We start from the raw sequence: 13,509 nt of genomic DNA on the forward strand, positions 1-13,509 counted from the left end.
TGGCCGGCACCGCGGAGGAGATGCTGCGCTGCAAAAAAATGAATCAGCGAACGTTACAGGCAGTTGATCGCCGTTCGATGGCTTTCGGCGACATTTCGCAGCCTGTTATCCTCACTGACCTGCTCGTGAATCATGGATTCCCTGCATGCTCCCCAGCCTGCCTCTGCTGCTGGCCCTGCCGTTCCTGATGGCAGCGGCTGTTGCGGCCTTCCCCCGTAGTTCGCGCTCGACTGCTGCCTGGCTGGCGGCGCTGGCGCCGTTGGGCGGCCTGGCCATTCTCGGCTGGCTCACCCCGGCGGTGCTCGACGGCCAGATCGTCCGCACCCTGCTGCCCTGGCTGCCGCAAATCGGCTTGGACTTCCATCTGCGGCTGGACGGCCTGGCCTGGATGTTTGCCGGCCTGGTGCTGGGCATCGGCGCGCTGGTGGTGCTGTACGCGCGGTACTACCTCAGTGCGCAGGACAACGCCCACCGCTTCTACTGCTACCTGCTGCTGTTCATGGGCGCCATGCTCGGCATGGTGCTGTCGGGCAACCTGCTGTTGCTGATGATCTTCTGGGAAATGACCAGCATCAGCTCGTTCCTGCTGATCGGCTTCTGGTCGCATCGCCAGGATGCGCGCGAGGGCGCACGCATGGCGCTGGTGATCACCGGCGGCGGCGGGCTGGCCCTGCTCGGTGGCGTGCTGCTGATCGGGCGCATCGTCGGCAGCTTCGACCTGGATGTGGTGCTGGCGGCCGGTGAACAGATCCGCGCCAGCGCGCTGTATCCCTATGCCCTGTTCCTGGTGCTGGCCGGCATCTTCACCAAGAGCGCGCAGTTCCCGTTCCATTTCTGGTTGCCGCATGCGATGGCGGCGCCGACACCGGTCTCGGCCTACCTGCACTCGGCCACCATGGTCAAAGCAGGCGTGTTCCTGCTGGCGCGCCTGCATCCGGCACTGGCCGGCAGCGACCTGTTCTTCTATACGGTGAGCGGCATCGGCGCGCTCACCCTGCTGATCGGCGCCTGGAACGCGATCTTCCAGCACGACCTGAAAGGGCTGCTGGCGTATTCGACGATCTCCCACCTGGGCCTGATCACCCTGCTGTTCGGCCTGTCCACGCCGATGGCGGTGGTCGCCGGCGTGTTCCACATCCTCAACCACGCCACCTTCAAGGCCTCGCTGTTCATGGCCGCCGGCATCATCGACCATGAGACCGGCACCCGCGACATGCGCAAGCTGGGCGGGCTGCGGAAACTGATGCCCTTCACCAGCGCACTGGCGATCATCGCCTCGCTGGCCATGGCCGGCATTCCGCTGCTCAACGGCTTCCTGTCCAAGGAAATGCTGTTCGCCGAGGCGATCAGCGCCGGCGGCACCGAGACCATGCGCATGGCGGTGTCGATTGCGGCGTTGCTGGCCGGCGTGTTCGGCGTGGCCTACAGCCTGCGCTTCGTGCACGACACCTTCTTCGGCCCCGGCCCGCACGGGCTGGACCGCGTTCCCCATGAACCGCCGCGCTGGATGAAGGTACCGGTGGAACTGCTGGTGGTGGTCTGCGTGGCAGTCGGCATCGCGCCCGCGCTGACGGTGGCGCCGGTCCTGCATGCCGCTGCCGCCTCCATCCTCGGCAGCGCCATGCCCGAGTACAGCCTGTCGGTATGGCATGGCTTCAACCTGCCGCTGGCGATGAGCGCGATCGGCGTGGTGGGCGGTATCGCCCTGTACTTCGGCCTGCGCAAGCTGATCAACCTGCATGCCGTGACCAATACCACCACCGGCCGCAACGTGTTCCATGCGCAGCTGGATGCGGTTTCCGCACTGGCCATGCGCCTGACCAACGGCATTGCCAACGGCAGCCTGCAGCGGATGCTGCTGGGCCTGGTGCTGGTCGCGATCGTGGTGGCCGCCGCGCCGTTCGTGGCGAACCCGGCGTCCCCGAACTGGACCGCGCCGCAGCCGATTCCACTGCTGGGCTGGGCGTTGTGGCTGGTGATGATGGGCTGCGCGATCGCCACGCTGCGCGTGTACAAGCAGCGCCTGCTGGCGGTGCTGCTGGTGGGCGGCGTCGGCCTGATGGTGGCGCTGACCTTCGTGTTCCTGTCGGCACCGGATCTGGCACTGACCCAGCTGCTGGTGGAGATGGTGACCCTGGTCCTGATGCTGCTGGGGATGAACTATCTGCCCGCGCAGTCCGGACCGGAGCGGCCGCGCTGGCGCAAGCGCCGCGACGCGCTGATCGCGGTCATCGCCGGTTCCGGTCTCGGCGCGCTGGCCTATACCGCGATGACCCTGCCGCCGAACACCATGGCCGGTGAGCTGGTGGCGCGTGCCCTGCCCGAAGCGTATGGCCAGAACGTGGTCAACGTGATCCTGGTCGACTTCCGCGGCTTTGATACCTTCGGCGAGATCACGGTGTTCGGCATCGCCGCGCTGGTGGTGCACGCGCTGCTGCGCCGCACGCGGATGGCCCCGGAGCAGATCATGCCCGGGCCGCCGATCAAGCTGCCGGTACCGGCCGACCTGGCGCAGATCATGTTCCCGCTGACGCTGACGGTCTCCATCTTCCTGTTCCTGCGCGGTCACAACGCCCCGGGCGGCGGGTTCATCGCCGGCCTGGTACTGGCGGTGCCGCTGCTGATCCAGTACGTGATCCAGGGTACGGCATCGGTGGAGTCGCGCTTCGGCTTCGACTACATCCGGTGCATCGGCACCGGCCTGCTGATCGCCCTGCTCAGTGGCAGTGCTTCGATGCTGTTCGGCGTGCCGTTCCTGACCAGCGGGCACCTCGACCTGCACCTGCCGCTGATCGGCGACGTGCCGCTGGCCAGCGCGATCGGCTTCGACATCGGCGTGTACCTGGTGGTGTTCGGTGGCGCCATGCTGATGCTGTCGATGATGGGCACGGTCAAGCCCTCTCGAACCCGCACCGCCCGCAAGGGCGAGATCGATCTGCAACGCCGTTCGGCCCGCACCGGGGAGATGCACTGATGGAACTGGCCCTGGCCACTGCGATCGGCGTGCTGACCGCCATCGGCGTGTACCTACTGCTGCGGGCGCGCAGCTTCGACGTGATCCTTGGCATGACCTTCCTGTCCTACGCCACCAACCTGCTGATCTTTGCCGGTGGGCGCCTGGTGCAGGGCAAGGCACCGGTGCTGCAGGAAGGCGTCGAAAGCCACCTGGGCAACTACACCGACCCGTTGCCACAGGCGCTGGTACTGACGGCCATCGTGATCGCCTTCGCGATGACTGCAGTGAGCATCGTGCTGGCCATGCGCAGCCGCAGCGACAACCACAGCGACCACGTGGACGCGCACGAGCCCGATGACGATGCGCCGCCGCGCCAGGGCGAGGACCGCGCATGAACCATCTGGTGATCCTGCCGATCCTGGTTCCCCTGCTCGGCGCCGCACTGTCACTGTTCGTCGAGCATCGCCGCTATGGTCCGAAGGTACAGCGGACCGTGGCCTGGACGGCACTGGCGGCCCTGGCCGTGGTGGTCGGGCTGCTGTTCGCCGATACGGCAGGCGGTGACATCCGCGTCTACCTGCTGGGAGACTGGCCCTCGCGCCTGGGCATCGCGCTGGTGGCCGACCGGCTGTCGGCGTGGATGCTGCTGACCACCCTGCTGCTGGCCATCCCCTGCCTGCTGCATGCCTGCTCGGGCTGGGACCGGCGCGCGCCGCACTTCCATGCGCTGTTCCAGTTCCAGCTGGTCGGCCTCAACGGTGCGTTCCTCACCGGCGACATCTTCAACCTGTTCGTGTTCTTCGAGGTGATGCTGATCGCTTCCTACGGCCTGCTGCTGAGCGGCGGCCGTGGCCTGCGCATGCGCATCGGCCTGCACTACGTGGTGTTCAATGTCACCGCATCGACGCTGTTCCTGATCGCACTCGGCCTGCTGTACGCCTCGCTCGGCTCGTTGAACATGGCGGAGCTGTCGCAGCGCATCGCCGAGGTTCCGCCGGCACAGCTGACCCTGGTGAAGGCCACGATGGGCCTGCTGCTGCTGGTGTTCTGCGCCAAGGCCGCCCTGATGCCGCTGTACCTTTGGCTGCCCGAATCGTACGCGCGCGCACCTGCTGCGGTCGCTGCGCTGTTTGCGATCATGACCAAGGTCGGCCTGTACGCCGTGCTGCGCGTGCAGATGCTGTGGTTCGGCGAGGACGCCGGCGCGATGGCCGGATACGGACGCGACTGGCTGCTGTGGGCCGGCGTGGCCACGCTGGTACTGGGCGGCCTGGGCGCGTTGGCCGCCGCGCGCCTGCGCGTGCTGATCTCCTACCTGGTGATCGTCTCGGCCGCGACCCTGTTCATTGCCTTCGCGGTGGGCACGCCGAAGGTGCTCTCCGCCGGTCTGTACTATCTGCCACACAGCAGTTTCGTCGCTGCCGCGCTGTTCCTGGTGGCCGACCTGATCCGGCGCCGACGCGGCGGTGCCAGCGACCGCAAGGAAGTGATCGCACCGATGCCGGGCAAGGAAACGCCGGCGGTACTGTTCCTGATCGGCGCCGTGTCGGTCGCCGGACTTCCGCCGCTGTCGGGCTTCCTGGCCAAGGCCGCCCTGCTGGCCGGGATGCCGGCGCAGTACACCGGCGCGGTATGGACGGCCGTGCTGGTCAGCAGCCTGCTGGTCATCATGGGCCTGACCCGAGGGGGCATCCGCCTGTTCTGGCGCGTGCCGCTGCCCGAGCCGGACGCGCCGCCGCCCCGCAAGGCCAAGCTGCGCAGGGTCGAGCTGTTCGCTGCCTGCATCCTGCTGGCCTACGGCATCGGCATGACCCTGGCCGCCGCCCCGCTGATGCGCCATACCGACGCCACCGCCGCCCAGCTGCTGCAGCCGGGCGAGTACGTGCAGCAGTTGCGCGCGACCACACCGGAGATCCGCCAGCCATGACCGCGCAACGTTCCCTGTTCCGCCGCCTGGTACCGTCGCCCGCACTGAGCATGATGGTGGTGGCGTTCTGGCTGCTGATGTCCGACAGCTTCAACCTTGGCCAGATCCTGCTGGGCCTTGTGCTGGGCGTGGTCGTGCCGCTGTTCGCCGCGCGCCTGGACCGCGAGTTCGCCCGCATCGGCACGTTGCGCCCGGTACCGAAGCTGCTGTGCGTCACCCTGTGGGACATCCTGATGTCCAACATCCGGGTGGCCCTGCAGGTGCTCGGCCCGGAGAAGAACATCCATCCGGGCTTCATCTGGCTGCCGCTGGACATCGCCAACATCCACGGCATCGCCGCGCTGACCAGCATGATCACCCTGACCCCGGGTACGGTGTCGGCGGCACTCAGCGACGACCGCAGGTTCCTGCTGGTGCACGTGCTGCACCTGGAGGATCCACAGGCGCTGATCGACACGATCAAGCAACGATACGAAGCCCCGTTGATGGAGATCTTCCCATGACCGGTTTTGAAGTCATCCAGACCACCCTGGTGGTATGCATGCACGTGGTCGGACTGGCCATGCTGCTGGCGACCTGGCGCCTGCTGCGCGGCCCGAGCGTGCCTGACCGCATCCTCGCCCTCGACACACTTTCAGTGACTGCCATCGCCGAACTGATGCTGTTCGGCATGTACCTCAACTCGCCGATCTACTTCGAGGCCGCACTGGTGATCGCCATGCTCGGCTTCGGCAGCACCGTGGTGCTGAGCAAGTTCGTGCTGCGCCGGGACATCGTCGAATGATCACCGCGATCCAGATCGGCCTGTCGGTCCTGCTGCTGTTCGGCTGCTTCTTCATCCTGGTCGGTGCGCTGGGCCTGGTGAAGCTGTCGACCTTCTTCAAGCGGCTGCATGCGCCGACCAAGGCCAGCACGCTGGGCGTGGGCTGCGTGCTGGTGTGTTCGGTCTGCTACCACATCTTCCTCGGCCAGGATCCGCAGCCGCGCGAGCTGCTGATCACCGTCTTCCTGTTCATCACCGCGCCGATCAGCGCGCACATGATGGCCAAGGCCGCGTTGTCGCTGCTGATGGAAACCCGTCCTACCCTGCCCGGCAACGAACGGGCTGCCGAAGAGCAGCTGCCGCCGCCGGAGCCGGCGCGGAAAGAAGAGCAGAGCCCGACACGCTGATCACACGACTCCCCGCATCCACTCAGGGCGGGGATCTGCTGCCGAGCCGTGCATGGGCTCGGCGCTACAGTGCCGGTGCACCCACCAGCAGCAGTTCCAATACGAACCAGCCGACGAACGCCACCAGCAGGATCACGCCTTCGCCACGGCTGATCTTCAGGTCGCCACGCAGCATCGGATACAGCACCAGGGCAAAGGCCAGCAGCGCGGGCAGTTCCAGGCGCACGAACGATGCCGGCAGGGCCAGCGGCTGCAGCGCCGCCATCGCGCCGATCACCAGCAGCAGATTGACCGCGCTGGAGCCGAGCACGTGGCCCAGCACCATGTCGCCATGGCCACGCCGCGCGGCGGCGATGGCGGTGGCCACCTCCGGCAAGGCCGTGCCGATCGCAAGCGGCAGCAGGCCGACCAGCAGCGGCGTCCATCCAAGTGCGACGCCGAAGTCGGCCGCCGCGCCAACGACCAGCCGCGCCCCCCAGTAGAGGGCCACCACGGCCACCAGCACACGCAGCATATTCAACGGCAGGCTGGTGCGGCTCAGCGCCGATCGTGCGATGGCCGCCTGCACATCGGCGGTCTCACTGCGGCCACGGCGTATCAGCACGGCCTGCATGACGACGAAGCCGGCCAGCAGCACGACACCTTCCCAGCGCGCGAGGCGGCCATCCAGCCCGAACAGGATCAACAGAACGCCGGCCCCCAGCAGCGACCACCAGAGCACGGCCTGCAGGCGCGCGCGCAGCAGCAACGGGGCCGCGATCGCCGCGATCGCCAGCGTCAGGCCCAGGTTGGCGATGCTGCTGCCCACCGCGTTGCCCAGCGCCAGTTCCGGCTGGCCCACGGCCAGCGCGCGGGCGTTGACCACCAGCTCCGGCATCGACGTCGCCACGCCGAGCAGCAGCAGACCCGCCGTGAACGGGCGGGCACCGAAGCGCTGGGCCAGGCCGGAAACGGCCTTGACGATGGAGTCTCCGCCGAGCCCCAGCAGCAGCAGGCCAAGCAGAAACCAGGCGATGGCAATGGCGATCATCGAGCACTCCCCCAGCGGTCGTCGCGCGATTCTACGCTTGGCCCGGCCGCGAGGCTGGGCGCTGCATCAAGGATCAGCCACAACCTTCGGTGTAATCGACCTGCGGGGTCTGGCCGACCCGCCACGCGCTGACCCGGCCGTCGGGCCCCAGGGCGAAATCGATCACCGCCGCACCTTCCTGCGCCGGACGCACGCGCAGGTGCTGGGCCTTGTCGTCGTACTTGTCGGGACCGACATCGGCACGCTCCGGATACAGCACCTGCAACTCGCCCAGGGTCATGCCGACCCTGCCGCCGCCTGGCGCGGTGATGGCGGCGCTGCGCACGTCATAGCGGACCAGCTTGCGGCCTTCGATCATCAGGCGTGGGTCATCAGCCTGCTGCGGACGCAGGAAATAGCAGTCCTCGTTGCCGTCGTCGGCCGGCAATGGCCTGCCTGCCGCATCGCTGCCCAGCCCCTGCAGCGGCGCGCCGAAGCCGCTGCGCACCTCGGCGATGCCCGCACCCAGCGCCACCCCGCCGAAACCGTTCAAGCGCGCGGGGCTGTCGGCGCGGGCATCGTTGGCCGGCCGTGACGCCAGGTCCGGATCGGCCGATTGCGCCGGGCCGGTGGCACTGGCGGTCTCGGCCGGCGAGTCGCTGCCGCTGCCGGCCGCTCCCTGTTTGTCCGAACCACCGCCACAGGCGGTCAGGGACAGCAGCATCAGGCCAGCCAATGGCAGCAGTTTCATCGGTGTCGCTCCAGGAGGGATGGGCGGACGCTACCGCAGGCCGCGTGCAGGCGCTGCATTGTCATCGCTGTTTCATCGCCTTCGTTCAGGCTCGGCGTGCACCGTCCTGGCTGTCCCATCCATGCAACCGCGCAAGACCGATCTCGCCCGAACCGCGCTGCAGGCGCACCGCGCGCCGCTGGACATGCGCCAGCGCCGGTTGCTGATCCTGTGCGATGGCCAGCGCAGCGTCACCGAGCTGAGCGGGCTGATGGGCCAGGAGACGCCGGCCATGCTGATCCAGCTGATCCATGCCGGCTATCTGGAAGCCGACGCCCCTCCTCCCGCAGTGACGGCATCCGGGCCCACCCCTGCACGGCCGCAGACACCCGCGACCGCGGCCACGCCGATCGAACGGCGTCGCTCGCTGGTCGCCTCACGGATCTATGTGCTGGGTATCCTGGAGCTGCAGCGGCATCCACAGGCAGCGGCGCTGTTCCGCGACCTGCAGCAGGCACGTGCGCAGACCGATGTGCTGCAGGTGCTGCACTCGGCGTTGCAGGTACTGCCCACGCTGACCTCCGAAGGCTACTGCGAACGCGTACGGCAGCGGCTGCTGGAAGTCCTGCCGCTGGAGCACTGCGACGCCTTCACCGATGCCGCATGAGGCTCATCGGAAGTTGTTGCGCAACCCTGCCCAGCACTGCTGGTAATCGGCCTGCCGGTGCCCGGCATCAAGCGCCTGGGCGGTCGGGCGGATCACCGCGCGGGTCTCGAACATGAAGGCCATGGTGTCCTTGACCACGTCAGGCTTGGACAGATCGGCACTGGAGGCCCTGTCGAAGGTCGGTGCATCCGGTCCGTGGCCGCTCATGCAGTTGTGCAGGGAGGCGCCGCCCGGCACGAAGCCTTCGGCCTTGGCATCGTAGGCACCGTGCACCAGGCCCATGAACTCGCTGGCGATGTTGCGGTGGAACCACGGTGGCCGGAAGGTGTTCTGCGCCACCAGCCAGCGCGGCGGGAAGATGGCGAAATCCATGTTGCTGGTCCCTGCTGTGTCGCTGGGCGAATGCAGTACCAGGAAGATCGACGGGTCCGGGTGGTCGTAGCTGATCGAACCGAGGGTGTTGAAGCGGCGCAGATCGTAGCGGTACGGCGCGTAATTGCCGTGCCAGGCGACCACGTCCAGCGGCGAATGGTCGATCGGCGCGCGCCACAGGCGTCCTTCGAACTTGGCGATCAGTTCGAACTCACCGTCGAGGTCCTCGAAGGCCGCATGCGGGGTTTCAAAGTCGCGCGGATTGGCCAGGCCGTTGGCGCCGATCGGCCCCAGATCGGGTAGCTTCAGCAGGGCGCCGTAGTTCTCGCAGATGTAGCCCCGGCTCGGGCCATCAGGCAGCTCGACGCGGAAGCGCACGCCACGCGGAATCACCGCGATCTGCTGCGGTTCGATCTCGATCACGCCCAGCTCGGTCAGCAGGCGCAGGCCACCCAGCTGGGGCACGATCAGCAGTTCGCCGTCGGCATCGTAGAAGTAGCGGCCAACCATGTCCCGGTTCGCGGCATACAGATGAATGCCGACGCCGGCGTGGGCATCCGGCGAACCATTGCCGCCCATGGTGTACAGCCCTTCGACGAAGTCGGTGGGCAGTTCCGGCAGCGGCAGCGGGCTCCAGCGCAGCTGGTTCGGCGAGGCCGGCTGCGAGCCGAAATCGCACTGCAGGCGCGATTGCGCGAACGGGGTGAACTCACCATGGGTCACCGCCGGGCGGATCCGGTACAGCCAGCTGCGCCGGTTGCTGCCGCGCGGCGCGGTGAAGGCGGTGCCGGACAGCTGCTCGGCATACAGGCCATGGGCCACCTTCTGCGGCGAGTTCTGCCCGACCGGCAGCGCGCCGGCCACGGCTTCGGTGGCGAATTCGTTGCCGAAACCGGACTGGTAGCCACGGGCGGTGATGGAGGTGGACATGGGGGCTCCTGGAACGGCAAGGCCGGAACGGAAAGCCGCCGGGCATGGCCCGGCGCTACCGCTGAGGGTGCAGGTCTGAAACGTTACAGCACGCCGCGGCGGATCTGGTCGCGCTCGATGCTCTCGAACAGCGCAGTGAAGTTGCCTTCGCCGAAACCTTCATTACCCTTGCGCTGGATGATCTCGAAGAAGATCGGGCCGATGCAGTTCTGGGTGAAGATCTGCAGCAGCTTGCGCTGGTGGGTTTCCGGATCGGCGTCGATGAGGATCTTGTTCTTCGCCAGGCGCGGCACGTCCTCGCCATGGTTCGGCACGCGCTGGTCGATCACGTCGAAGTAGGTGTCCGGTGTGTCGAGGAAATCCACGCCCTGCGCACGCATCGCCTCGACGGTCTCGTAGATGTTCTCGGTGAAACAGGCGATGTGCTGGATGCCCTCGCCCTTGTAGGCGTCCAGGTATTCGTTGATCTGGCTCTTCGGATCGGACGATTCGTTGAGCGGAATGCGCACGATGCCGTCCGGCGCGGTCATGGCCTTGGACACCAGGCCGGTCTTCAGGCCCTTGATGTCGAAGTAGCGGATCTCGCGGAAGTTGAACAGCCGCTCGTAGTAGTCCGACCACTGCTGCATGTTGCCGAAGTACAGGTTGTGGGTCAGGTGGTCGATGAAGGTCAGGCCGAAGCCCACCGGATGCTGATCGACGCCGGCGATCGGCTCGTAGTCGCCGTCGTAGATGCTGCCGGCGCTGCCATAGCGGTCGACCAGGTACAGCATGCAGTCACCGATGCCCTTGATGACCGGCGCGCCGACCGCCTTGCTGTCCGGCTTGAAGCCGATGGCCTCGGCACCGTTGCCCAGCGCGGTCTGGTAGACCTCCTGGCCCGGCTTCTTGAAGCGGATGGCGAAGCCGCAGGCGCACGGACCATGCTTTTCGGCGAAGTCGGCAGCGAACGAATCCGGGTCTTCATTGACCAGGAAGTTGACGTCGCCCTGGCGATAGACGGTAATCGGACGCTGCTTGTGCCTGAGCACCGCCGTGAAGCCCATCCTGCGGAAGTAGTCGTGCAGCTCCTGGCCGCGGCCGGCCGGGGCAGCAAACTCGACGAACTCGAAACCATCGATGCCCATCGGGTTCTCGAAGGTGGTGACCTGCATGCCCGGATTGGGATGCGAGGAGGGCTGGACTGCGGTATTCATGGCGGGGCTCCGAATCGGTACCGCATCGGTACAAACCAGGTGCGGGCAGGTAACGACCCGGCGAGAATGCAGGGTCTGGACCCAACCCTTATAGTTACACTTGAAACCACCAGCAAGGTGCACCGCAACATGAGCCCCGCCGATCCCGCTTCGACACGCCTGCGTGCATCGCACGTCCTGCTCGACCTGGAACAGTTCCTGCCCTACCGGCTGAGCGTGCTGTCCAACCGGGTCAGCGGCAACATCGCCAAGCTGTACGGTGATCGCTACGGTCTGGCCATTCCGGAATGGCGGGTCATCACCATCCTGGCGCTGTATCCCGGGTCGTCGGCCAGCGAGGTCTCCGACCGCACGGCGATGGACAAGGTGGCGGTCAGCCGCGCGGTGGCGCGCCTGCTCGAGCGTGGCTTCATCAAGCGCGAGACCCATGGCGACGACCGTCGCCGCTCGGTCCTGGCCCTGTCGGCAGCGGGCTTCGAGGTGTACGAGACCATCGCGCCGCTGGTGATCGAGATCACCCGCAAGCTGATGTCGGTGCTGAGCGAGGAGGAGGAACAGCTGCTGGAGACGCTGATCCTGCGCCTGGCGGGCGATGGCCTGGAACGGATGGGCGAAGGCGTCTGAGGCGTGCCGCCGGGGCTCGGCCCCGGTCTCAGGACAGCACGGTTCAGCTCAGGTGCTTGCGCCGCGCATGGATCCACGGCACTGCGAGTGCACCGATCGCGCCACCGGCAAAGCCCAGCGACGCGGCAACCGTGGCCGCTTCGACCGCCCCCGGCAGAGCCAGCGCGGCAGCCACCAGCAGCAGCGACGGCACGCCGACGAAGGTGCCGAGGAAGAAATGCCAGCGCGGCGACCACGTGTTGAGCTGCAGCAGGCTGACCGGTTGCCATGCTTCGCCGGCTGCGTCTTCGGCCATCTTCGCCACCACCTTGCCCAGATCCACCTCGGGCAGCGCGCGTCCCTGGCGCGCGGTCGCCAGCGCCTCGGCAACGGCGTCCACGGGCGGGAACGCGGACGGCCATGGCACCGGTGCGGGCACCCCGTACGCCGTCAACAGCGGCACGCTCAGCCATGGCGCGACCAGTGGACGCATGCGACGGCGAGCGTGCACGCACCAGACCTGCGACTGGCCATGCGCGACCACGCTGTACAGCGCCAGCTCGGTGGCCGCCGGATAGCCCAGCATGGTCACCCGCGCGGCCAGGCTGTCCTGCCCCACGGCACGCAGGAAGCCCGCGCGGCTGCGCCCCTCCTGCATCCACGCCACGCCCAGCGCCCCGACCAGAAAGGCTTCGGCCACGTCCCTGCCGCCCGCAGTGGCGCGTTCGTCACTGGCCAGGTACCACGCCAGCGACTTCGGTTCGGCCACATCCGGCAGGCCCCAACGGCTGTCGTCGCCCAGCACATGACGCACCGGCAGGCGTGCGGCCGCGGTCTCGCCACGTTCTCCCGGCTGCAGGAACGGCAGCACGCCCTGGATGAAGTTGGACAGCTCGATGGCGCGTACGCCGTTGCCCTGCCATTCCGGCGGCAGCAGGCCGGCCAGCTGGCCCTGCGACGCCAGCGCATCGAGTCGCGATTTCTGTTCCACCAGCGTCTGCACCGCGCCCTTCAGCACGACGTTGTCAGGCAGTGCGATCTGCGGCAGGCGATGGTGCGGCGGGGCCGCTTCGGGGGCACTGTCGCCGATGCCGACGTCATCCAGCAGTGCGTCCTGTGCCGGCAGGGTCACGCCCTCGCCAGCACCACCCTCGCCCAGGCTGCTGGCAGGATCGGGCAATCGTTCGGCGTGGTCGCTGTGCATGGGCGTTCCGGTAGGGTGCGTCGACGTCGGGTCGACCGGGAGCCTTGCCGGTAACGGCGTGCGTGCGATGAAATTGAGGCGGCGATGCTGGGAATGTGACGGCGCGCGCATCCGCCGGGCATGGCCCGGCGCTACCGATCAGGCGCCCACTGCTTGAGGAAGGCCATCACCTGCGCCGGCAGGTAGGTCTCGCCCCTGCGCATTGCCGCCGTTGCCTGCGGTGCCAGCAGGGTGCCGTCGGCATCGAGCACCAGCAGGTAGGGGTAGTCGCGGCCCATCTCCGGGAACTGGCCGAGGAAAGCGCTGTTGGGCTTCTCGTCGCTCTCGTTGACCTTCACCCACACGTAGTGGGCATCGCGGAAACGGCGCAGGTCGCCATCCCCCTCCACGATCTGGTCCAGCGCATGACAGCGGTCGCAGCCGGCGTTGCCGACCTCGAGGATGATGCGCTTCTTGCCACGCTGGGCTTCCACCTTGGCGGTGGCCAGATCGTCGGCGGGGTCGCGGGCCGGGTCGAACTGTGCACTGAGCCCGGCGATGGCGGCGATATCCGCCGCCACCGGGGTGTTGCCCGAGGCCACCGGTTCGCTGGGGTCAGCGACCGGTGGCTCGGTGGGACGGGTATCCAGTGGCTGCGTCGGCCCGGTGGCGGCGGGTGGCGGGGGTTGCGAACACGCGCCGATCAGCGCCGCACAGACCATCCCCATCGCACCACCGAGCTTCGTACGCATGCCAGCTACCCTCT

14 protein-coding genes are annotated in these 13,509 nt (G+C 67.6%); 8 read left to right on the forward strand and 6 right to left on the reverse strand.

What is annotated here, in order from left to right:
- Positions 1 to 145 precede the first annotated feature (145 nt).
- Genes N8888_RS17350 through N8888_RS17375 form a run of 6 tightly spaced genes read left to right on the forward strand, consistent with a single transcriptional unit; the run spans position 146 to position 6,053 of the window.
- Entirely contained in the window at positions 146 to 2,974 is a 2,829-nt protein-coding gene (locus N8888_RS17350) for a monovalent cation/H+ antiporter subunit A (protein ID WP_065174372.1), read from the forward strand.
- Positions 2,974 to 3,351, forward strand: coding sequence for a Na+/H+ antiporter subunit C (locus tag N8888_RS17355; RefSeq protein ID WP_053515553.1), 378 nt, complete (start codon positions 2,974 to 2,976; stop codon positions 3,349 to 3,351). The genes N8888_RS17350 and N8888_RS17355 overlap by 1 nt, the downstream gene beginning before the upstream one ends.
- Positions 3,348 to 4,883 (forward strand): monovalent cation/H+ antiporter subunit D, encoded by a 1,536-nt coding sequence (locus N8888_RS17360; RefSeq protein WP_128988919.1) that lies wholly within the window; start codon positions 3,348 to 3,350, stop codon positions 4,881 to 4,883. The genes N8888_RS17355 and N8888_RS17360 overlap by 4 nt, the downstream gene beginning before the upstream one ends.
- On the forward strand, positions 4,880 to 5,386 hold the full coding sequence (locus N8888_RS17365; RefSeq protein ID WP_262101382.1) for a Na+/H+ antiporter subunit E: 507 nt from the start codon (positions 4,880 to 4,882) through the stop codon (positions 5,384 to 5,386). The genes N8888_RS17360 and N8888_RS17365 overlap by 4 nt, the downstream gene beginning before the upstream one ends.
- Positions 5,383 to 5,667, forward strand: a complete 285-nt coding sequence (locus N8888_RS17370; RefSeq protein WP_053515548.1) for a K+/H+ antiporter subunit F — start codon at positions 5,383 to 5,385, stop codon at positions 5,665 to 5,667. Before N8888_RS17365 ends, N8888_RS17370 begins: the two co-directional genes overlap by 4 nt.
- Positions 5,664 to 6,053 carry a Na+/H+ antiporter subunit G gene (locus tag N8888_RS17375; protein WP_053515546.1) on the forward strand — a complete coding sequence of 130 codons (390 nt, stop codon included), beginning with the start codon at positions 5,664 to 5,666 and terminating at the stop codon, positions 6,051 to 6,053. The genes N8888_RS17370 and N8888_RS17375 overlap by 4 nt, the downstream gene beginning before the upstream one ends.
- A gap of 64 nt (positions 6,054 to 6,117) precedes the next feature.
- On the opposite strand, the gene N8888_RS17380 is transcribed toward N8888_RS17375, so the two are convergent.
- The gene (locus N8888_RS17380) at positions 6,118 to 7,083 is read right to left on the reverse strand and encodes a sodium:calcium antiporter (protein WP_263176223.1); all 966 of its coding nucleotides are present in this window, start codon (positions 7,081 to 7,083) and stop codon (positions 6,118 to 6,120) included.
- Positions 7,084 to 7,156: 73 nt separating this feature from the next.
- Entirely contained in the window at positions 7,157 to 7,813 is a 657-nt protein-coding gene (locus N8888_RS17385) for a hypothetical protein (RefSeq protein ID WP_263176224.1), read from the reverse strand.
- Between the two features lie 121 nt (positions 7,814 to 7,934).
- Here N8888_RS17385 and N8888_RS17390 point away from each other — a divergent pair, with 121 nt between their 5' ends.
- Positions 7,935 to 8,459, forward strand: a complete 525-nt coding sequence (locus N8888_RS17390; RefSeq protein ID WP_263176226.1) for a hypothetical protein — start codon at positions 7,935 to 7,937, stop codon at positions 8,457 to 8,459.
- Between the two features lie 3 nt (positions 8,460 to 8,462).
- Here N8888_RS17390 and hmgA read toward each other — a convergent pair whose 3' ends face one another.
- Both hmgA and hppD read right to left on the reverse strand, forming a co-directional pair.
- Positions 8,463 to 9,761 carry a homogentisate 1,2-dioxygenase gene (hmgA, locus tag N8888_RS17395; protein WP_053515539.1) on the reverse strand — a complete coding sequence of 433 codons (1,299 nt, stop codon included), beginning with the start codon at positions 9,759 to 9,761 and terminating at the stop codon, positions 8,463 to 8,465.
- An 83-nt stretch (positions 9,762 to 9,844) separates the two neighbouring features.
- Complete coding sequence (hppD, locus tag N8888_RS17400; protein ID WP_227255313.1) at positions 9,845 to 10,957, reverse strand: 4-hydroxyphenylpyruvate dioxygenase; 1,113 nt, start codon at positions 10,955 to 10,957, stop codon at positions 9,845 to 9,847.
- A gap of 129 nt (positions 10,958 to 11,086) precedes the next feature.
- Between hppD and N8888_RS17405 the strand changes: the two genes are divergently transcribed.
- Positions 11,087 to 11,581, forward strand: coding sequence for a MarR family winged helix-turn-helix transcriptional regulator (locus tag N8888_RS17405; RefSeq protein ID WP_065174367.1), 495 nt, complete (start codon positions 11,087 to 11,089; stop codon positions 11,579 to 11,581).
- 43 nt (positions 11,582 to 11,624) lie between these two features.
- Here N8888_RS17405 and N8888_RS17410 read toward each other — a convergent pair whose 3' ends face one another.
- Both N8888_RS17410 and N8888_RS17415 read right to left on the reverse strand, forming a co-directional pair.
- Positions 11,625 to 12,764: a hypothetical protein gene (locus N8888_RS17410; protein ID WP_164151947.1), complete on the reverse strand. Its 1,140-nt coding sequence runs from the start codon at positions 12,762 to 12,764 to the stop codon at positions 11,625 to 11,627.
- Positions 12,765 to 12,895: 131 nt separating this feature from the next.
- On the reverse strand, positions 12,896 to 13,495 hold the full coding sequence (locus N8888_RS17415) for a thioredoxin family protein (RefSeq protein ID WP_053519849.1): 600 nt from the start codon (positions 13,493 to 13,495) through the stop codon (positions 12,896 to 12,898).
- Positions 13,496 to 13,509: the final 14 nt, after the last annotated feature.

Source organism: Stenotrophomonas maltophilia, from assembly GCF_025642255.1.
GTDB lineage: Bacteria > Pseudomonadota > Gammaproteobacteria > Xanthomonadales > Xanthomonadaceae > Stenotrophomonas > Stenotrophomonas maltophilia_P.

Excerpts from the sequence above, each read along its gene's own strand:
- N8888_RS17390 (WP_263176226.1), top strand. The coding sequence starts at position 7,935 with ATGCAACCGCGCAAGACCGATCTCGCCCGAACCGCGCTGCAGGCGCAC.
- N8888_RS17375 (WP_053515546.1), top strand. The coding sequence starts at position 5,664 with ATGATCACCGCGATCCAGATCGGCCTGTCGGTCCTGCTGCTGTTCGGC.
- N8888_RS17370 (WP_053515548.1), top strand. The coding sequence starts at position 5,383 with ATGACCGGTTTTGAAGTCATCCAGACCACCCTGGTGGTATGCATGCAC.
- N8888_RS17360 (WP_128988919.1), top strand. The coding sequence starts at position 3,348 with ATGAACCATCTGGTGATCCTGCCGATCCTGGTTCCCCTGCTCGGCGCC.
- N8888_RS17415 (WP_053519849.1), bottom strand. The coding sequence starts at position 13,495 with ATGCGTACGAAGCTCGGTGGTGCGATGGGGATGGTCTGTGCGGCGCTG.
- hmgA (WP_053515539.1), bottom strand. The coding sequence starts at position 9,761 with ATGTCCACCTCCATCACCGCCCGTGGCTACCAGTCCGGTTTCGGCAAC.
- N8888_RS17410 (WP_164151947.1), bottom strand. The coding sequence starts at position 12,764 with ATGCACAGCGACCACGCCGAACGATTGCCCGATCCTGCCAGCAGCCTG.
- N8888_RS17365 (WP_262101382.1), top strand. The coding sequence starts at position 4,880 with ATGACCGCGCAACGTTCCCTGTTCCGCCGCCTGGTACCGTCGCCCGCA.
- hppD (WP_227255313.1), bottom strand. The coding sequence starts at position 10,957 with ATGAATACCGCAGTCCAGCCCTCCTCGCATCCCAATCCGGGCATGCAG.
- N8888_RS17380 (WP_263176223.1), bottom strand. The coding sequence starts at position 7,083 with ATGATCGCCATTGCCATCGCCTGGTTTCTGCTTGGCCTGCTGCTGCTG.
- N8888_RS17385 (WP_263176224.1), bottom strand. The coding sequence starts at position 7,813 with ATGAAACTGCTGCCATTGGCTGGCCTGATGCTGCTGTCCCTGACCGCC.
- N8888_RS17355 (WP_053515553.1), top strand. The coding sequence starts at position 2,974 with ATGGAACTGGCCCTGGCCACTGCGATCGGCGTGCTGACCGCCATCGGC.
- N8888_RS17350 (WP_065174372.1), top strand. The coding sequence starts at position 146 with ATGCTCCCCAGCCTGCCTCTGCTGCTGGCCCTGCCGTTCCTGATGGCA.
- N8888_RS17405 (WP_065174367.1), top strand. The coding sequence starts at position 11,087 with ATGAGCCCCGCCGATCCCGCTTCGACACGCCTGCGTGCATCGCACGTC.